A 19,810-nucleotide genomic window follows, 5' to 3' on the forward strand; every position below is an offset into this window, starting at 1 on the left:
TTTTATTTTTTATTTATTTTACAATATAAATGCAAGAAAACTAATAAATGTAATAGCTAGAATTCCAACATTTAAATCTTTATATTGATTTTTTGCAATTTTAATTATTGTATAAACTAAGAATCCAGCGGCAATACCATTTGTAATAGAAAAAGTTAAAGGCATTAAAATTACAATTAAAAATGCCCCTGCACTTGTTGCTAGATCTGAATCTTCAAAGTTGATTTTACCAAGTTCTGTAAACATCAATACACCAACAACTACTAAAACAGGGTAAATTGCATTTCCAGGAACTGCTTTGAAAAGTGGTAACATAAATAAAGTACCAACAAAGAATAATGCTGTAAATACTGCAGTTAAACCAGTTCTACCACCCTCTTCTACACCACTTGCACTTTCAATAAATGCTGTTGTTGTTGAAACACCAAGTAAAGAACCTGCTGTTGTTGCCATTGCATCTGCTTCTAATGTTTTTTGTAAAGATTTATCATCTTTATTGTTTTCTTGGAAAAGATTTGCCCTTGTTCCTACACCTGTTAATGTACCTAAAGTATCGAACATATCAGTAATTAAGAATGTTATAATAACAGGTAATAAAGATAATGATAAGGCACTTGTAATATCAAGTTTAAATAAAATTGGCTCAATAGAAGCTGGTGCACTTAGATAACTTTCAGGGAAGCTTCCAACACCAAATGTCCAAGCTATAATTGAAGTAATAACAATAGATAAAATAAAAGCACCTTTGATTCTATATGAATAAAAAGTAAAAGCAAGAATTAATCCAATTACTCCAATTTGAACTTCTAATTTTGAAAAATCACCTAAAGAAACTAAAGTTGCTGGGTTATCAACAATCATACCCATTTGTTTTAATCCAATAAAGGCAATAAACGAACCAATACCCGCACTAATTGCACGTCTTAAATTCATAGGAATTGAAGTCATAATCCAAACCCTAAAGTTTGTAAATGAAAGGATTACGAATAAAATACCAGAAAGAAAAACAATACCTAAAGCAGTTTCCCAAGGTATTTTCATCCCTAAAACTAATCCATATGAAAAGTAGGCATTAAGACCCATACCAACTGACATTGCAATTGGTGTATTTGACCACAATCCACTAAAAAGTGTAGCAAGAATTGTAATTAATGCCGTTGCCGTTACTACTGCTTCCATTGGAAGTCCAGCATCAGCTAAGATAAATCCATTAACGGGAACAATATACATCATTGTAAGAAATGTTGTAAATCCCGCACTTAGCTCAGTAAAGACGTTTGTGTTATGTTCTTTAAGCTTAAACATAAATTATCCTTAAGATTTAAAATTAAGGTATAATTATACGGAAAACTTGATGTATTTATACTGAAAAATTGTATAAAATATGTAACTTTCAAATAAAAAACGGGTAACTTATAATGAATATAACTGATGAATGTGTAAGATGTATAACAGGTCAAATAGACAAAGCAACAAAGCTTTTAAACTTAGAAGAAAACCTATCAAATGAGATAATGAAAGAGGTAAAGACAAGAGCCAAAAAATTTGATTTTAATAGAACTCCACCTTATGTAGCAAAAGAGGTTTATGAACTTTTAGCTCAAAAAGCAAAATTAAAAGATCCTTTGGAAAACTTAAAACAAGAATCTATAAAAAAAGCAACAACTTATATTCCATATTTAGAAGAAAAGATAAAAAATAGTGAAGATAAATTATTTGCAAGTATAAAAGCAGCCGTTGCTGGTAATGTAATCGATTTTGCAACTACACAAGAGTTTTGCTTAGATGAAGAGATAAACTCAATTTATGAAACAAATTTTGCAATAAATGATTATAAAATTTTTAAAGAGGAGATTCAAAAAACAAATCAACTTATTATCTTAGCAGATAATGCAGGGGAAAATGTTTTTGATAAAATTTTAGTAAAAACATTAAAAGAGCTTTTCCCAAAACTTAAAATCTATTATGCAACCAGAGGAAAAGCAATTATTAATGATATTACCACAAAAGAGGCTTTACAAGTTGGCATCGATAAGTATTGTGAAGTGATTAGTTCTGGGGTTGATACACCAGGACTAGAAAAGTCTCAAGCAAGTATAGATTTTTTAGAACTTTTTAACAAAACACCTTTAATACTTTCAAAAGGTATGGGTAACTTTGAGTGTTTAGAATCTTACAAAGATAAAAAAATCTTCTTTTTATTTAAAGTAAAATGTGAAGTTGTAGCAAATAAGATTTCAAGAAATCTAGGGGAAATTATATTAAAAAGAGGCTAATTAGCCAGCCTCTTTTATTTTATACTCCTCTAAAAGTTCTGCAATTTTTTTAACTCCTCTTTCTATTTGTTCAAAAGTTGAATTTGTAAAATTAAACCTTGCTTCACAAGAATCTTGATTATCATGGAAAAATACCTTTGCAGGAACAAAAGCTATATTGTTTTCAATAGCTTTTTTTGCAAGTTCAAATGTATCTTGTTCAAATTTTCCATAAATAAACATTCCACCCTTTGGAACTTCAAATTGAAAACTTGGAATATATTTATTAAAACATTTAGCCATAAATTCCATTTTTGATTTATAGTCATCTCTAACTATTTTTATATGTTCAAAAACATTAAATTGATTTAAATACTCATTTAAAATCATTTGATTAAAAGTTGGCGTATGTAAATCTAAAGCTTCCTTAGAAGATAAAATCTGTGAAATCAACTCTTTTTTTGCTCTTATCCAACCAACTCTAAGTCCAGGAGCTACAATTTTAGAAAAAGAACCTAAGTGAAAACTGTTTTCATACATTGCACTAATTGGTTTTTTAATCTCACCTTCGAAATCTAATAATGAATAAGCTCCATCTTCAATCAAAATTGGACCATTTTTTTCTAAAACATGGGCAATTATTTCTCTATTTACTTCATCAATTGATTCAGAAGTTGGGTTCTGAAAATCACTCATAATATAAACAGCCGAACTTTTTTTCAACTCTCTATTTAAACAACTATGATTATTGAAACCTTTAACTTTTAAATCAAGAACCTTAAAGGCACTTAATGCACCAATATATGTTGGAGTTTGAACAAAAATTTCATCTTCTATAAAAGTTTTAGCAATAATATCAAAGGCTTGTTGACTACCTGTTGTAATTAAAATCTCATCTTTTGTTGTTGGAAAATTAAACTTTTCATTGTATATTTTTGCAATATGTTCCCTTAAACCATCTAATCCTTGAGATTTTGAATATTGCATTGATAAAGAGTTTTTTAAAACTTTATTTGATGCTTGTTTTAATTGCTCCATTGGAAATAGTTTTTCATTTGGTAAACCACCTGCAAAGGAAATAGTTTCTTCATTTATTGCATCTAATATCTCTCGTATATATGATCTTTGAATTTTTCTTGCCATATTCACTCCTAATTTTTTTAAATTATATTTGAAAAAAAAAATTTATTCTTTATCCTAAATTTCAAAATAATTGTTCTATATTGCTTTTTTTGATATAATCCTATTATGAAAAAAGAAACTATTCATCTAAGACATAAAATTGTAAATGACACCTATTACTATATATATAAAAATTTAGAGCATCAGATTACTCTTGATGAATTAGCAAAACTAAATAAAGTTAGTAAATACCATTACCATAGAATTATAAAAGAGGAAACTTCCTTTACCTTATTTGAAATAATCACTTCAATTAGACTTCAAAAGGCTGCAAATCTTTTACTTACAAATAACCACTCCACAATAAGTGAAATTGCTAGTTTATGTGGATATATGTCCCATTCTTCATTTATAAAAGCTTTTAAACAAAGATTTAAACACACTCCAACAGCTTGGAGAAAAGGTGCTTTTAAAAGCTATTCAAAACAACTTCTTGAAAAATTTCCCACATCTAAGGATTTTTCAAATATTGAACCCCAAATTAAAGTCTGTAAGGCAATTAAATGTACATATATAAGACATAAAGGTTATGATAAAAAGATAAAAAATACATGGGAAAAACTCTATGCAATAGCATATGAAAACAATATTACAAATTTTAAACAAATAGCTTTACACCATGATAATCCAACAATTACACCTTTAGAGGATTGTTCTTATGTTGCAGCAATTAGTATAGATAAAGACTATAAAAACTTAAATATTCTAGAAATCCCCGAATCTTTAAATGCAGTTTTTGAATTAAAAGGCGTATATGGTGATGTTTTAAATTTCATAAGATATGTATACCATTATTGGTTACCAAACTCTGGATATGAAACAAGTTCTATTCCTTGCTACACAATTTATGAAAAAAACCATTTTACAACTGGTTTTGAAGATTTTAATCTAAAGTTATATTTACCTATAAAAATTGCCTTTTGATATTTAATATATTTTATAATTATAAATTATATTTTATAACAAAAAATAATATTTTTAGAAAAGTAATCTCTTAGTAAACACCCCTACTTGTGGTATATTTATTAATTATTAAAATGCTATAATTAGAATATTATAAGTTTTTTACTGAAAATAATACTATTTGAATACTATGTATTAGTATAATTTTAAGTAATGAGACTTTTTTATGAAGGAGAAGGGATGTTTAAAAATTTGTCAATTAAAATTAAATTGTTGATTAGTGTTATTGGTGCAATAATAATTGTTGCTTTAATAAATCAGATTCAATCAATTTATTCACTAAAAACAGAAGCAGAACAAATAATAAAAAGTTCTGAAAAAAGTGCATACGAAACAAAACAAGAAGAGCTTAAAAATTATGTCTCATTAGCTTATAAAATCGTTGATTCTTACTATTCGAAAACCGAAAAAGGGAAAATCAAAGATGCAGTACAAAAAGAAATAAAAGAAAAATCAGATTTTTTATTTTCTATTATTGAAGCTGAATATAAAAAATATAATGGAGTTATCTCAGATTCTGAACTTAAAGAAAGAATTAAAGAGATTGTAAAATCAACTAGATATGGAAAATCTGGATATTTTTGGATTAATGATTTTAATTACAAAATGATTATGCACCCGATAAAAGAAGAACTAACTGGAAAATTTTTTAAAAATACACCAAAGGTTCCATTTGTTGAATTAGGTGTTGAAGAATTAAATAAAACAAAAAAAGATGTAGGTTTTATTGAATACTCTTTTTATAATCCAAGTAGTAAAAAAACTGTCTTCAAAGCTTCTATTGTAAGAGTTTTTAAACCATATAATTGGATTTTAGGAACTGGTGCATATATTGATGATGTATCAGAACAAATGAAAGCAGAAGCTTTAAAAGCTGTTGCGGAAATGAAATTTGGAAAAACTGGATACTTTTGGGTTAATGATTCAAACCATGTAGTATTAGCCCATGGAGCAAATGCTTCACTAGTTGGTAAAAATATGGTTGATTTACAAGATAAAAAAGGTACATATCTTTATAGAGAGATTGTTAAAACTGCAAATGCAAAAAATGAGGGAGGAATAGTAAAGTATTTTTGGACTATTCCAGGGAAAGAAGGTACCTATGAAAAATACTCTTATGTTCAAAATTTTAAACCTTGGGATATGATTATTGGAACAGGTGCATATGTTATTGAGATTGAAAATAATGTAGCAGCTATGAGAGATAATATTAGAGAAAGTATCAATTCAAAAATATTAAACTCATTACTTATAATTGCTTTTATAATAGTTATTACAGCATTAGTAATTATTCTTCTTCTTAATAGAATTGTGATTAATCCATTAAATAAATTTCAAAATGGTTTATTAGAATTTTTTAAATACATAAATAAAGAAAAAGTTGATATCCATGAAATGGATATTTCAGCAAATGATGAAATTGGTAAAATGACCACATTAATTAATGAAAATATCATTAAATCAAAAACTATTATAGAACAAGACAACAAATTAATAGAAGATGTAAAAGCTGTTGTAAATCATGTAGGTGAAGGTTATTTAGATAAGAAAATTACTTCTTCAACAAATAACGAATCTCTTGAAGAATTAAAAAGTTTATTAAACCATATGCTTGATAATCTTCAATCATTAATTGGTAAAAATATTAATGTGTTAAGCCAAACTCTTCAAAGTTATGCAAACAGAGACTTTACAGCTAAACTTCACAAAGATAGTGGTACAGTTGGTGAAAACATAATAAATATGAATAGAATGATTACAAAAATTTTACAAGACAATCAAGAAGATGGTTTAACATTACAAAAAAATTCTAATGAATTAACAATAAATGTTCAAACATTATCTTCAAATGCAACTTCACAAGCGGCATCTTTAGAAGAAACAGCTGCAGCTATTGAAGAGATTACTGGAAATATTAGACAAACAAGCCAAAAAGCCCAAGAGATGTCAACTATCTCTTCAAAAACTAAACAGTCAGCAATCACAGGAAAAGATTTAGCAAGTAAAACTGTAAATTCTATGGAAGATATAAATAACACTGTTATAAATATAAATGAAGCAATTACTGTAATTGATCAAATTGCCTTCCAAACAAATATTTTATCTTTAAATGCAGCAGTTGAAGCAGCAACAGCAGGGGAAGCTGGAAAAGGTTTTGCAGTTGTAGCACAAGAAGTAAGAAATCTTGCAGCAAGAAGTGCAGAAGCAGCAAAAGAGATTAAAGATTTAGTTGAAAGTGCAACAATTAAAGCAAATGAAGGAAAAGAGATAAGTAGTACTATGATAAAAGGTTTTGAGGAGTTAGAAACAAATATCACGGGAACAAACCTTTTAATTGATGATGTTACCTTTGCTGCAAAAGAGCAAGATGTAGGAATGTCACAAATAAGTGATGCTATTAATAAATTGGATAAATTTACACAAGAGAATGCTTCAATTGCCGAAAAAACAAACTCTATTGCAAAAGAAACAAACTCTATTGCAAACGATATAGTTGAAAATGTAAATTTAAATAATTTTGAAGGAAAAGCCTAAAAAACTTCAAAAAAAAAGAAAATAATACTATTGTGATACTATTTTCTTGTAAAATATTCTCATAATTAAAGGATTAATTATGAGAATATTAATTTTTAACACCAATGAAAAAGATACTCAAAATTTAATTTCAATGATAAAAATCTTTCCAATCGACATTATTGTTGATAAAGCATCCACTTATTTTGATACTATGAATTTTTATAAAAACCATTCTTATGAAAAAGTTTTTATTGATATGGATAATGATGAAGGGAAAAAAATTACAAAAGAGATTTTAGATATTTATCCAAATCAAAAACTATTTATGATGGGAGATGATTATAACTGCACTTTAGAAAAAAACTGTAACTCATGTGGAAAGGAACATTCAAAAAGTTTAATTATAAAACCAATATCACAAGTAGAACTATGCAAAGTGATGAATAATAGCTTTGAATGTGAATGCAAAGGTAAGTCAATGAAACAATTTGCCATTGATAAAATTAAAAAAAATATTCAAAAAGAGTTTCCTTATTTTGATTTTGAAATTAACCAAAAAGAAAAGATAATATCATCAAGCCCTATGTCGATGCAAATATTAGTTTCATTTATAAGTCAGTTAGAAGAAAATGATATCTCATATGAGGTTGAAAACTTTGAAAGAATAAACCTAAAATAATATAAATCTTATATCCTTTAAGATACCATTTCAAAATGGAACTACTTGATAAAGAACACCTTATTTATCTTCTTGATTTTGATAACTTTGATTTCCCTAGTTTAGACATGATGAATGATGATCTTGTTGCTGTTGGAGGAGATTTTCATCCACAAAGATTAATCAATGCTTACAAAAATGGAATCTTTCCTTGGTTTATTGATGAATATAATCATATTCATTGGTTTAGCCCTCAAAAAAGGATGGTTTTATACCCAGAAGAATTCAAATTAACAAAAAGTCTTAAAAGAACAATAAATAATAAAGGTTTTGTTATAAAAAGTAACACTTGCTTTGAAGAAGTTATAAAAAGTTGTTCAAATATAAAAAGAAAACATGAAGATGACACATGGATTGATGAAAATTTCATTATTGCATATACAAATCTTCATAAACTTGGAATTGCCCATTCTATAGAGGTTTTTATGGATGAAAAACTTGTGGGTGGACTATATGGTCTAGTAATTAATAATATTTTTTGTGGAGAAAGTATGTTTTCTCTTGAAAGAGACGCTTCAAAAGTTGCTTTTTACTATTTATGTAACCAAACGAAACAAAATAATATAAAACTAATAGATTGTCAAGTATATAATGACCATTTAGCCTCACTTGGAGCAAAAGAAATAACAAGAAAACACTATTTTGAATTATTAAAAAGCACTAATTCTTAAAAATAAAATTACAAACTCCTATTCACTACTAATTAAGTCAAGTATCTCTACTATAAATCATTACTTTATTAGGTATATAAAAAATAAGGAGTGGAAATGAAGAGGATTCTTGCGACATTAGCTTGTCTTTGTAGTTTATCTTATGCAGTGGATTATGACCCAGTAAAAGGTAGTATGTTGTCACTATCTTGTGCATCATGTCATGGAACAGATGGAAAATCAGTAGCAGTTACACCATTGATTGCAGGACTTGGTCAAAAAACAATGTACAATATTCTATTAGATTATAAATATGATAGAAGACCTGGTACTATGATGCCTAAACACGCTAAAGGTTTTAGTGATGAAGAGTTAGAGCAAATTAGTTATTACTTTTCGAAGATAGAAAGATAAGGGGTAAATATCATGATGAATAGAAGACATTTTAACAAAATACTTGCAGGTTCATTTGCACTTTCACTTGCTGCATGTAGTAGTGTGACAAGTATGACATCAACATTACCTAAAAATAAAAAAAGAGTTGTTGTTGTTGGTGGTGGTTTTGGTGGTGCTACAGCGGCTAAATATATGAAAAGATATTCTCCAAATACAGAAGTTATTTTAATAGAACAAAATAAAGAGTATTACACTTGTCCATTTGGAAACACTGTAATTGCAGGGATGAATGACTTAGATTATATTAAACATGATTACAAAACTTTAGAGAAAAAATATAAAATCACTGTAATACATGAAAAAGTAGCACGTGTAGATGGGGCAACACATACAGTTGTGTTAGAAAATGGAGATATTATCCCTTTCCATAAAGCAATTGTTTCACCAGGAATTGATTTTAAATATGAAAAAGGTTATGTTGAAGGTTCAGAACTTTTAGCACCTCATGCCTATAAAGCTGGAGCGCAAACACAACTTTTAAGAGAACAATTAGAGGGAATGAAAAATGGTGGGACTTATGTAATGGTAGCTCCTGCTAATCCATTTAGATGTCCTCCTGGACCATATGAAAGAATCTCTTTAGTTGCTCATTATATAAAAAACAACAAACCTGATTCAAAAATTATCATATTAGACCAAAAAAATAAATTCTCTAAACAAGGATTATTCCAAGAGGGTTGGGAAAAACTTTATGGTGATTTAATTGAATGGAGAAGTTCTGAATTTGGTGGAAAAGTTGTATCAGTTGACCCTAAAAAACTTGAAATTACAACAGAAGATGAAGTAGTTAAAGCAGACGTTTTAAACTATATCCCAAATCAAAAAGCTGGAAAACTTGCATTTGATTCAGGTTTAACAGAGGGTGATTGGTGTCCAGTTAACAAAAAAACATTTGAATCAAAAATTGCAAAAGATATCCATGTAATTGGTGATGCAGCTATTGCAACAAAAATGCCAAAATCTGGTTTCTCAGCTAACTCACAAGCAAAAATTGCTGCACTTCAAATAAGTAGAATGTTACAAGATAAACCAGTTGTAAATCCTCCAAAACTAGCAAATACATGTTATAGTTTAGTTGCTCCAAACTATGGTATATCTGTAGCAGCTGTATATGAAGCAAAAGAGGATATGATTGAAAAAGTTCCAGGGTCTGGAGGATTAAGTCCTATGAATGCAGATGAAGGAATTAGAATGGCTGAAGCTGAATATGCTGTAGGTTGGTATAAAAACCAAACTGCTGATATTTTCCAATAATCAAATTATTGATTCAAGCCAGATTTTAGAAAATGCCTTTATGGCATTTTCTATTTCATTTTCTTTAAAACCACCAAACCCTAACCTACAAGCTTCCCAGTCTCCACCTGAAACATCAGATGCAAAATACAACTTGATTTTATTTTCTTCACCTAAATTTTTAAACTTCTGCCAATCAAAATTTGTTTTTGGATAAATATTTATATTAAGACCTGCCCCTTCACTTAAGATATTTACATATTCTCCTAGATAATTTTCAATTGCTTTTTTCATAAGATTATGTTTCTTTTTATTTATGGTTCTAATTTTTCTTAAATGTTTTTCCCAAAACCCTTTTGCCATAAACTCCTCTAACGTCTTTTGTAAAGTTAAATCAACCCTTGAGATTGAACTATCATAAAGTAAATTGTATTTTTCAAGTAAAGTATTGGGTAAAACAACATAACTAACTCTAATTGCAGGTGAAAATGATTTAGCAAAAGTTCCCATATAAATAACCCTTTGGTTTTTATCTAAACCTTGCATACTTGGTATTGGTTTATTTACAAAACTAAGCTCACTATCATAATCATCTTCGATAATATATCCATCATTTAACTTTGCCCATTCTAGTAGTTTTATCCTTTTTGAAATTGATGTAGTAACTCCTGTGGGGTATTGATGAGATGGAGTTATATACACAATTTTAGAATTAGAATTTTCTAAAAATTTTATATCAAGTCCATTTTTTTCTATTGGAATTTTATCAATCTTAAAACCATAATCTTCAAATACCCCTTTTACAATATAATAACCAGGATTTTCCATAGCTAAACTTTTGTATTCATCTTTTAAAATTCTTGCAATTAGACTTGTTGCATTTGGGAAACCTGAACAAACAACTATTGAAGAGGGATTACAATTTACTCCTCTTGATTCAATTAAATATTTGGATATCTCTTTTCGTAAGCCAAATTCCCCTTGACCATCTTGGTATTTTCCAAGATGTAAACTATCATTGATAACTTTATTGTAAACCCTCTTCCAAATTTTTAAAGGGAAAGTATCTGAAGAGAGTCTTGCAGGATAAAAATCATAAAGATATTCAAACTCTTTTTCTTTTTTGATTTCTTTTGTTTGCTCTAATGCTATACTACTATATAAATCTTCACTAACAAAAAAGCCACTTTTAGGAATACTTTCAATATACCCTTCAACTACTAATTGGGAATATGCATTTTCAACAGTTATTTTACTTATGTTGTAAGTTGATACAATTTTTCTTATTGAAGGTAATTTATCCCCTGCTTTCATTGCAGATAAAATATCTTTTTTTAGTTCTTCATAAAGTTGAATATGTAAAGGCTTAGAATCATTTTTATTAATTTTAAGCATAACTGTCCTTATAAAATTTAAATAATCTGTATCTTGTAATATATACAATTTACAATTATAATACAAAAAAAGCAAAAAAGGATTATTAATGAAAAAAGCATTTGAAATAACTAATAAAGAACAAATATTAGAGGTTTTAAACAATAGTTCCTTTGGAACACTCTGTTTATGTTTTGATAATAAACCCTACTCTATTCCTTTAAATTTTGTAGAATTTGAAAATGAGATATATTTTCATGGAGCAAAGAAAGGTAAAAAAATGGATATTATAAAAGATAATACTTATGCATCTTTTTGTATGGTTGAAGATTATTCATTATTACCATCTTATTTTAGTAGTGATAAAGGTGATGCTTGTCCTGCAACACATCTATTTAAATCTGTAATAATTAATGGTCAAATAAAAGTACTTGAAGATTACAATCAAAAAGCTAATGCCCTAGAGATGTTAATGCAAAAACTTCAAAAAGAGGGAAAATATATTCCACTAAATAATGAGATGTATAAAAAAGCCATTAATGCAACTTGTGTTTATAAATTAATTCCAACTAACACTACTGCAAAATTCAAACTTGGTCAAAATTTCAATGAAGAGAGATATAAAAGAGTTGTAAGTCATTTAAAACAAAGGGGAACAAAAAAAGATTTAGAAACACTAGAACTTATTGAACTTTATAAAAAGTAGTATTGCAAATTGTAATAAAATTGACCCTAAGTTTTTTTCTAGTGTAGAATATCTTTATGAGAAAAGATATTTATGAAAAAATGCAAATACTAGCAGATAGTGCAAAATATGATGTTTCATGTAGTTCAAGTGGAAGTGATAGTAACTACAAAACAGGAGAACTTGGAACAACCCATAAAAGTGGAATATGTCATACCTATACAGCAGATGGAAGATGTGTTTCACTTTTAAAAGTTCTACTAACTAACTTTTGTATCTATGATTGTGCTTATTGTATAAATAGAAAATCAAATGATATTAAAAGAACTGCTTTTAGTCCAAGAGAATTAGCTGATATCACAATAAACTTTTATAAAAGAAATTATATTGAGGGTTTGTTTTTAAGTTCGGGGATAATTGACAATGAAGACCATACAACAATTTTAATCCTAAGAGTTTTAAAAATATTAAGAGATGAGTATAAATTTAATGGCTATATTCATGTAAAACTTATTCCCGGAGCAGATGAAAAATTAATAGAGCAAGTTGTAAATTTAGCCAATAGAGTTAGTTCAAATATAGAACTTCCAAGTGATAAATCTTTAAAACTTCTAGCCCCAAATAAAACAAGAGAATCTGTACTTCAACCACTAAAATATGCTAGAGATATCTCCCTTGAAAAAGATATCAAACCAATAGGAATGAGTACTCAACTAATTGTTGGGGCAACACCTGAAACTGACAAAGATATTTTAAAACTAAGTTCAGTTATGTATGATAAAGCACTACTAAAAAGGGTTTATTATAGTGCATATATTCCAGTAAATGATGATAAAAATTTACCTGCAATTATAAATAAGCCACCACTTTTAAGGGAACATAGACTTTATCAAGCAGATTGGCTCTTGAGATTTTATGATTTTACCTATGATGAGATTGTAAGTGATGAATTTCCAAATTTAGATGAAGAAGTTGATCCTAAAACATCTTGGGCATTACACAATCTAAAATATTTTCCAATGGAAATAAATTCTGTATCAAAAGAGGAACTTCTTCGAATCCCAGGGATAGGAGTAAGGGGTGTATTTAAAATTCTAAAAGCAAGAAAATTTAAATCTTTAGATTTCGATGATTTAAAGAAATTAAAAATCTCACTAAAAAGAGCAAAATATTTTATTACATGTAAAGGAAAATACCAAAAGGAAATCCCCTTCGAGGATGATAGAATAAGAACTGCACTAATCAAACCAAGCCCTAAAAAAATTCAACAACCAAGTCTATTTGATTTACAATATAGTCCTATTACAGGTGAATTATGATTCTAGTTTATGATGGAAGTTTTGAAGGTTTTCTAAGCTTAGTTTATGATGTGTATTATGAGAAACTAAATCCAAATAAAATCTGTAGACAAGTACCACAGGTTTTGATTTTAGAAGAGATAAAACATATTGAAACAGAAGAACAAAAAGCTTTAAAAGTATTAGATGCTATAAAAAACAAGTTTCCTAAAAAAGCCTTTGATACTATTCGAAATACATTTATGTGTGACTCAAAAGAGTTTGAACTTTATTTATTAAACTATATTATCTTGGGATTTAAAGATAAAAACCAACTATTTAATATAAATGATGAAAATGTAATGTATTTACAAGATTTACAAAAAGAGTTAGGAAAGCATATTCATAAGATGTATGCCTTTGCTAGATTTCAAGAACTAGATGATGGAACCTTATATTCTAAAATTGAATCAAAATTTAATGTAATATATTTTTTAGGACGCCATTTCTTTAAAAGATTTAACAATCAAAAATTTATCATCCATGACTTAGATAGAAAAATTGCCTTTATTAAAAATGAATCTTATCTAGGTATTCAAAATGTAGCTTCCTTTGAATCTCCTAACATATCTTCAAATGAAGAAAAATTTGACAAACTTTGGAAAACATTTTTTGAGGCTGTTTCCATTGAAAGTAGAAAAAATATCAAATGCCAAAAAAATTATGTTCCGTTAATTTATAGAACATATATGAATGAATTTGATACAATTTCAAAAAACAAAAAGTAGAAATATGGCACAAAAAGACAAAGAAAAATGGGATAAAAAATATAATGAAACTCCAAGACTTATGAAAGATAGGACACCTAGTCCAAAAGTAGTTGAGGCAATACAATATACAAGAGGTAAAAAAGCTTTAGAAATAGCTTGTGGAACAGGTAGAAACTCTATTTTTCTTGCAGAAAATAGATTTGAGGTTGAAGCTTTTGATATCTCAGAAGTTGCAATTAATCATCTAAAAAAACAAAATATAAAAAACTTAACTGCTATCCAAAAAGATTTAGAAAACTTTGACATAGAAAAAAATAGTTTTGATTTAATTGTACAAACAAATTACCTAGATAGAAAGATTTTCCCAAATTTAAAAGAAGCTTTAAAAAAAGATGGAATTATTGTAATAGAAACTTATATGAATCATAAAGAAAATGAAAAGCCACCTTCAAATCCACTATTTTTACTCAAAGAAAATGAATTAAAAGAGATTTTTTCTGATTTTGAAATAATAAAATATGATGAATATTTCAATGAAAAACACGAATTATATAAAATGAGAAAACAAGCAATAATCGCAAAAAAACTATAATAACATATTTTAAATTTGCAATTTGTAATACTTTTAAAGATTTGTTTTGAATTTTGTTAATATAAAAAAAACACAAAAGGTATGAAAATGGATGGCAAAATTATTGTAACGTACAAGATAGTTTGTAAAAATGATTTTAATTTGGAAATAACATTAGAAAAACTACTTGAAAATGAAAAAATCTCAAAGTCAATAAAAAACGAATTTTCTAAAGGGATTAGAAATATTGACATAAACACTAAAAATCTAGATTCAATAATAAAAATAGAAACAAAAAAAGAGTTATACCAATTTGAAGTTAATAAAGATGATTTCCCTGACTTAATCTCATTGGCTGAAGAGGACGCAACTTCAAGAAAGCTGGTAAAAAAAGAGTGTTCTCATATTGAACTAGTTAATATAGAAACTATCAATTAAATTCTAAAAAAATCTAAGTTATCAAACTGTATCAATTAGCACTTTAATATATTAAGTGCTAATTTTTATTGTTTTTTAAGTTCTTAATATCTAAAATTCTAATAACTTTAGTTTATTTCACTAAAGTAAAAACTTTTTTGTATTCAAGGAGGTAGATACTGAGGTTGGAGAAATTAAACTAATAAATATAGTATGCTAGCAGTAAAACCTCAAAATGAATTTAGCACTCATTTTTTAGATTACTGCTAGTAAAAATTAGCACCTAGTAATTTATAGTGCTAATTATATAAAAATATTTAGAAGGAATATTTATGAATAATTTAAATTTAAAAAAAATAAAAATTGTTGATGCTATTACAAAATATCAATTATATTATCATATTTCTTTAGGTAATTTTGTACATGAAACTTTTTTAGATTTAAATGAAACAGTTGGAAAAATACAAGAATTAAATCTTTTTAAAAACCTAGAAATATCAATTAATAAAATACAAGAGATAATTAAAAATTCTAAAAATGAAAAAGATATTGAGGAATCAATTAGAAAACTTGCAATGAAAGATGCTTTAAAAGATTTCGTTGAAAATGATAAAGATTTATTAAACAAAGATTTCTATTACAAACAAAGAATGAAAGATATAGAAGAAAACTCATACTTTAATGATAAAATGAAATACAACTTTGAAATAAATTACCAAAAAACATATGAGTATTTTAACAATATTATAAATGACACACAAATAAATAGTTGTTTTATTTAATAATATAATTAAAACAGAAGTGTCATTTTATGATAAAGATTAAAATGTTTTATATATTTTATGTTTTTCACAAACTTTCTAATAACACTTGGAATAACAATAGCAAATGGTGCTATTAAGATAAATATAAATGAAAATACAAATCTTAAAAAAAGATATTTAAAAGCTTTTTTTACATAATCTTTTTTAACTGAATGTTTAAAATTCACCCTTAGATATTTAAAAACAAAAAAACTTTTGTTTAAAAAATTTGAATTTTTAATTGAATAGATAAAATATTTAATATTTATCGTTAAAAAAACTACACAAAAAAGTAAAAAATTTAAAAATGTATTTATTTGAATTAGTTCTTTATTTATGTAAAAAACAATTATTGAAGATAAAATAGATGTAATAAAAAATAAGATTAACTCTTTATCTTCCTTTGTAAAATCTTCATTATCATATCTATATCTTTCTTCCAATGATAAGTTTTCTAATTTTATATTTGATAGATTATCCATTTTCTCTCCTTTATATTTTATTCATTTCTTAAACTTAGTATAAACTAATACAATTTTCATTAAATATTGATTAAATCTTACAAAAACTTATTAAAAAATTATAAATTTGAATATTTCCTATTTTTTGGCGTAAAAAAAATTATCAATTATTTCTTTTTTATTAAGTAACTGCAAGTTTTAGTAGATTTATTTAAATCGCAATGATACTTAATTTTTCTGAATCTATTATGAAAAAAAACATAAATTTATTAATTAAGAATATAAATCTTAAAAGGTGAAAAATACATCATATAAGTACTATTTAGATAAAATATTCACCTTAAAATAGTTATTAATCAAAGGTTAATTAAAAATGAGTGAACATAAAGATTTCTTACGTGTTATTGTTGAAGAAGATTTAAAAGAAAATAAATATCAAGAGGTTATTACAAGATTTCCCCCTGAACCTAATGGTTTTCCACATATTGGACACGCTAAATCTATTTGTATCAACTTTGGTATTGCAAGGGACTATAATGGTTTTTGTAATCTTAGGATGGATGATACAAACCCAACAACAGAAGATACTAAATATGTTGAAGCATTAAAAGATGCAGTTGAATGGCTTGGCTTTGAATATAAAGATGAAGTTAAATATACATCAGATTATTTCCCAAAAATTTATGAATATGCAGTTGAATTAATTAAAATGGGAAAAGCCTATGTGGATAGTATTACTGAAGAACAAATGAAAGAGTTTAGAGGTACAGTTACACAAGCAGGGAAAAGAAGTGAATTTGCTTCAAGAACGATAGAAGAAAATTTAGACCTTTTTGAAAGAATGAAAAATGGTGAATTTAAAGATGGAGAACATGTATTAAGAGCAAAAATTGATATGTCAGCTTCGAATATGAAAATGAGAGATCCACTTTTATATAGAATTAGACATGCCCACCACTTTAGAACACAAAACCAATGGTGTATATATCCTATGTATGATTTTGCACACTGTTTAAGTGATTATATAGAAGGTGTAACACACTCTATTTGTACTTTAGAATTCGAAAATAATAGAGATATTTATGATTGGGTTTTAAATGAATTAAACCTTACTCCACCAAGACCCTATCAACATGAATTTGCTAGACTTGGAATTAACTACACAGTTATGAGTAAAAGAAAACTTCTTGAACTTGTAAATGGTAACTATGTTAGTGGATGGGATGACCCAAGAATGCCTACAATTGCAGGATTAAAAAGAAGAGGATATACTAAAGATTCTATAATCAATTTCTGCGATCAAATAGGTATTGCAAAAGCAAACTCGATGGTTGATGTTTCACAATTAGAGTTTTGTATTAGAGATGATTTAAATACTAAAGCACCTAGAGTTATGTGTGTATTAGACCCTATAAAAGTTACTATAACTAATTATGAAGGAAGTGAAGATATTGAAGCTTCATATTATCCCCATGATGTACCCAAAGAGGGTTCAAGAAAAATTCCTTTTTCAAATGTTGTATATATAGAAAGAGAAGATTTTTCTGAAAATCCAGTAAAAGGTTATAATAGATTAACTCCAAATCAAGCAGTTAGACTAAGACATGCTTATATCATAACTTGTGAAGAGATTATAAAAGATGAAAATGGAAAAATAATTGAGATTAAGGCTCTTTATAATCCAAACTCTAAAAGTGGAAATGATACAAGTGGTATAAAAGTAAAAAGTGCTATACAATGGGTAGATGCAAATAATTGTAAAAAAATCGAAGTAAGACTTTATGATAGATTATATAAAAATGAAGCTCCTGAAGGTTTAGAAGATTTAAATCCAAATTCATTGTCAATAATCAAAGATGCATTAATTGAGCCAGCGGTTATTACAGACAAAGTTGATGAAAGATTTCAATTTGAAAGACAAGGTTATTTTTATGCTGACCCAATTGATTACAGTGATGAAATACCTGTATTTAATAAAATAGTTGGACTTAAAGACTCTTGGGCTAAAAAAACAAAAACACAAGAAAAACCAAAAGAAGAAATTGAAAAGAAACAAGAAGTAGTAAAAAAAGAGATTGTCCATGGTGAAGCTCAAGCAATGACTAGTGAACAACATGCTTTATTTACTATGTATACAAGTGAACTTGAACTAAATAATGAGGTATCAAATATTTTAGCAAGGGATGAAAATCTATCATTTTTCTTTGAAGAGGGTTTACTTTTAATAAATAGTCCTGTTACCCTAGCAAATATTGTTGCAAATGATATTGCAAAGGAATTAAAAGAAAAAGATGTAGATGAATTAAAGTTTAGTGCAACAGAAATAGCTGAACTTGTAAAAATGATAGATGAAGAAACTATCTCTACAAAAATTGCAAAACAAGTTTTTGAAGAGATGGTAAAAACAGGTGAGACTCCATCAAAAATAGTAAAAGAGAAAGGTCTTGTACAAATTAGTAATCCAGAAATTTTAATTCCAATTATTGATGAAGTGATTGAAAAAAACCCAGAAAATGTTGAAAAATATAAAGATGGTAACCAAAAACTTTTTGGATTTTTTGTTGGTCAGGTTATAAAAGCAACTCAAGGAAAAGCAAATCCTAAAATTGTAAATGAACTAGTTACTAAACAATTAAACTCTTAAAATAATAAAGAAAAGCTATTTTAGCTTTTCTTTTACTTCATAAAAATTTTACTATTTTCAAATATAATATATAAATAAAAACATAGGAATAGTTATGAATAAAGTTGGATTAAAAGAAAAATCAATAATTTTTTCAATTTTTCTTTTTGTTATTTATCTTTCATATACACAAATTAATAAACAAAAACCAAAGATAGAAATAAAAAAAGAAGAACCAAAAAAAATTGTTGTAAAAAGTTCAGATAAAAAGGAAAAATTTAAAAAAATTTTTGTTCCAGTTATCACAAAAGTTTATAATCAAAGATATGAAGAGTATCTAAAAATAAAAAATTTAATTGAAATTAATTCTGAAGATGAAAAACTTATTGAACTAAAAAATAAATACAATTTAGATTCAAATGAAGAACTTTTGATAGTTTTAAAACCCCATCCTATAAGCATTGCCTTAGCACAAGCAGCAATTGAAAGTGCTTGGGGAACATCAAGATTTTTTAAAGAAGCTAATAATATTTTTGGGGTATGGTCTTTTAATAAAAATGAACCAAGAATAGCCGCAAATGTAAAAAGAGAAGAGGAAACTATTTACCTAAAAAAATTTGATAGTATTGAAGCAGCTGTAAGTCAATATTTCAATATGCTTTCAACAAAAAAAATATATTTTGAGTTTAAAAAAGAAAATTATTTTAACACTGATATTTTTCAAATTGTAAAAAAACTAGATAGGTACTCAGAAGAAGGTGAAGAGTATATAGAAAAAATTATATCAGTGATTAAGTATAATAACTTCCATAAATATGATAAAATATTAGGGTAAATTTGTTTAAAAATAAGGAC

The 19,810-nt window shown here is 26.8% G+C and carries 19 protein-coding genes; 15 read left to right on the forward strand and 4 right to left on the reverse strand.

The features are described from left to right. Nucleotides 1-18: 18 nt before the first annotated feature. Nucleotides 19-1,305, reverse strand: coding sequence for an NCS2 family permease (locus FDK22_RS10260; RefSeq protein WP_138152871.1), 1,287 nt, complete (start codon nucleotides 1,303-1,305; stop codon nucleotides 19-21). Nucleotides 1,306-1,418: 113 nt separating this feature from the next. Here FDK22_RS10260 and FDK22_RS10265 point away from each other — a divergent pair, with 113 nt between their 5' ends. After that, complete coding sequence (locus FDK22_RS10265; protein ID WP_138152872.1) at nucleotides 1,419-2,276, forward strand: damage-control phosphatase ARMT1 family protein; 858 nt, start codon at nucleotides 1,419-1,421, stop codon at nucleotides 2,274-2,276. Here FDK22_RS10265 and FDK22_RS10270 read toward each other — a convergent pair whose 3' ends face one another. After that, a complete protein-coding gene (locus FDK22_RS10270; protein ID WP_138152873.1) occupies nucleotides 2,277-3,398 on the reverse strand; it encodes an aminotransferase-like domain-containing protein in 1,122 nt (373 codons plus the stop codon). Nucleotides 3,399-3,503: 105 nt separating this feature from the next. Here FDK22_RS10270 and FDK22_RS10275 point away from each other — a divergent pair, with 105 nt between their 5' ends. From FDK22_RS10275 to FDK22_RS10300, 6 genes are all read left to right on the forward strand, one after another. Continuing rightward, entirely contained in the window at nucleotides 3,504-4,361 is an 858-nt protein-coding gene (locus tag FDK22_RS10275; protein ID WP_138152874.1) for an AraC family transcriptional regulator, read from the forward strand. Between the two features lie 219 nt (nucleotides 4,362-4,580). Beyond that, nucleotides 4,581-6,935 (forward strand): methyl-accepting chemotaxis protein, encoded by a 2,355-nt coding sequence (locus tag FDK22_RS10280; RefSeq protein WP_171012970.1) that lies wholly within the window; start codon nucleotides 4,581-4,583, stop codon nucleotides 6,933-6,935. A 79-nt stretch (nucleotides 6,936-7,014) separates the two neighbouring features. Further along, nucleotides 7,015-7,596, forward strand: coding sequence for a hypothetical protein (locus FDK22_RS10285; protein ID WP_138152876.1), 582 nt, complete (start codon nucleotides 7,015-7,017; stop codon nucleotides 7,594-7,596). Nucleotides 7,597-7,631: 35 nt separating this feature from the next. After that, the gene (gene aat / locus FDK22_RS10290; RefSeq protein WP_138152877.1) at nucleotides 7,632-8,306 is read left to right on the forward strand and encodes a leucyl/phenylalanyl-tRNA--protein transferase; all 675 of its coding nucleotides are present in this window, start codon (nucleotides 7,632-7,634) and stop codon (nucleotides 8,304-8,306) included. A gap of 96 nt (nucleotides 8,307-8,402) precedes the next feature. Next, nucleotides 8,403-8,699, forward strand: a complete 297-nt coding sequence (locus tag FDK22_RS10295; RefSeq protein ID WP_138152878.1) for a c-type cytochrome — start codon at nucleotides 8,403-8,405, stop codon at nucleotides 8,697-8,699. Nucleotides 8,700-8,711: 12 nt separating this feature from the next. After that, nucleotides 8,712-9,995 carry an NAD(P)/FAD-dependent oxidoreductase gene (locus tag FDK22_RS10300; protein ID WP_138152879.1) on the forward strand — a complete coding sequence of 428 codons (1,284 nt, stop codon included), beginning with the start codon at nucleotides 8,712-8,714 and terminating at the stop codon, nucleotides 9,993-9,995. Here FDK22_RS10300 and pdxR read toward each other — a convergent pair whose 3' ends face one another. Then, the gene (gene pdxR, locus FDK22_RS10305) at nucleotides 9,996-11,369 is read right to left on the reverse strand and encodes a MocR-like pyridoxine biosynthesis transcription factor PdxR (RefSeq protein WP_138152880.1); all 1,374 of its coding nucleotides are present in this window, start codon (nucleotides 11,367-11,369) and stop codon (nucleotides 9,996-9,998) included. 88 nt (nucleotides 11,370-11,457) lie between these two features. Between pdxR and FDK22_RS10310 the strand changes: the two genes are divergently transcribed. The 6 genes from FDK22_RS10310 (at nucleotide 11,458) to FDK22_RS10335 (ending at nucleotide 15,850) form a co-directional block, all read left to right on the forward strand. Beyond that, entirely contained in the window at nucleotides 11,458-12,054 is a 597-nt protein-coding gene (locus FDK22_RS10310) for a pyridoxamine 5'-phosphate oxidase family protein (RefSeq protein WP_138152881.1), read from the forward strand. A gap of 56 nt (nucleotides 12,055-12,110) precedes the next feature. Further along, on the forward strand, nucleotides 12,111-13,352 hold the full coding sequence (locus FDK22_RS10315) for a putative DNA modification/repair radical SAM protein (RefSeq protein WP_138152882.1): 1,242 nt from the start codon (nucleotides 12,111-12,113) through the stop codon (nucleotides 13,350-13,352). Then, complete coding sequence (locus FDK22_RS10320) at nucleotides 13,349-14,098, forward strand: TIGR03915 family putative DNA repair protein (protein WP_138152883.1); 750 nt, start codon at nucleotides 13,349-13,351, stop codon at nucleotides 14,096-14,098. The genes FDK22_RS10315 and FDK22_RS10320 overlap by 4 nt, the downstream gene beginning before the upstream one ends. 4 nt (nucleotides 14,099-14,102) lie before the next feature. Further along, complete coding sequence (locus tag FDK22_RS10325) at nucleotides 14,103-14,672, forward strand: methyltransferase domain-containing protein (protein WP_171012971.1); 570 nt, start codon at nucleotides 14,103-14,105, stop codon at nucleotides 14,670-14,672. Nucleotides 14,673-14,759: 87 nt separating this feature from the next. After that, nucleotides 14,760-15,089, forward strand: a complete 330-nt coding sequence (locus FDK22_RS10330) for a hypothetical protein (protein WP_138152885.1) — start codon at nucleotides 14,760-14,762, stop codon at nucleotides 15,087-15,089. A 311-nt stretch (nucleotides 15,090-15,400) separates the two neighbouring features. Continuing rightward, nucleotides 15,401-15,850, forward strand: coding sequence for a hypothetical protein (locus tag FDK22_RS10335; RefSeq protein WP_138152886.1), 450 nt, complete (start codon nucleotides 15,401-15,403; stop codon nucleotides 15,848-15,850). Nucleotides 15,851-15,858: 8 nt separating this feature from the next. Here the strand turns inward: FDK22_RS10335 and FDK22_RS10340 are convergent, their stop codons facing one another. After that, a complete protein-coding gene (locus tag FDK22_RS10340; RefSeq protein ID WP_138152887.1) occupies nucleotides 15,859-16,353 on the reverse strand; it encodes a hypothetical protein in 495 nt (164 codons plus the stop codon). A gap of 352 nt (nucleotides 16,354-16,705) precedes the next feature. On the opposite strand from FDK22_RS10340, the gene FDK22_RS10345 reads away from it, so the two are divergent. Together FDK22_RS10345 and FDK22_RS10350 are read left to right on the forward strand one after the other, a co-directional pair. Further along, complete coding sequence (locus FDK22_RS10345) at nucleotides 16,706-18,976, forward strand: glutamine--tRNA ligase/YqeY domain fusion protein (protein ID WP_138152888.1); 2,271 nt, start codon at nucleotides 16,706-16,708, stop codon at nucleotides 18,974-18,976. A gap of 94 nt (nucleotides 18,977-19,070) precedes the next feature. Beyond that, on the forward strand, nucleotides 19,071-19,790 hold the full coding sequence (locus tag FDK22_RS10350) for a glucosaminidase domain-containing protein (protein ID WP_138152889.1): 720 nt from the start codon (nucleotides 19,071-19,073) through the stop codon (nucleotides 19,788-19,790). Nucleotides 19,791-19,810: the final 20 nt, after the last annotated feature.

The sequence above is a fragment of the Arcobacter arenosus genome (assembly GCF_005771535.1).
GTDB classification, from domain to species: domain Bacteria; phylum Campylobacterota; class Campylobacteria; order Campylobacterales; family Arcobacteraceae; genus Halarcobacter; species Halarcobacter arenosus.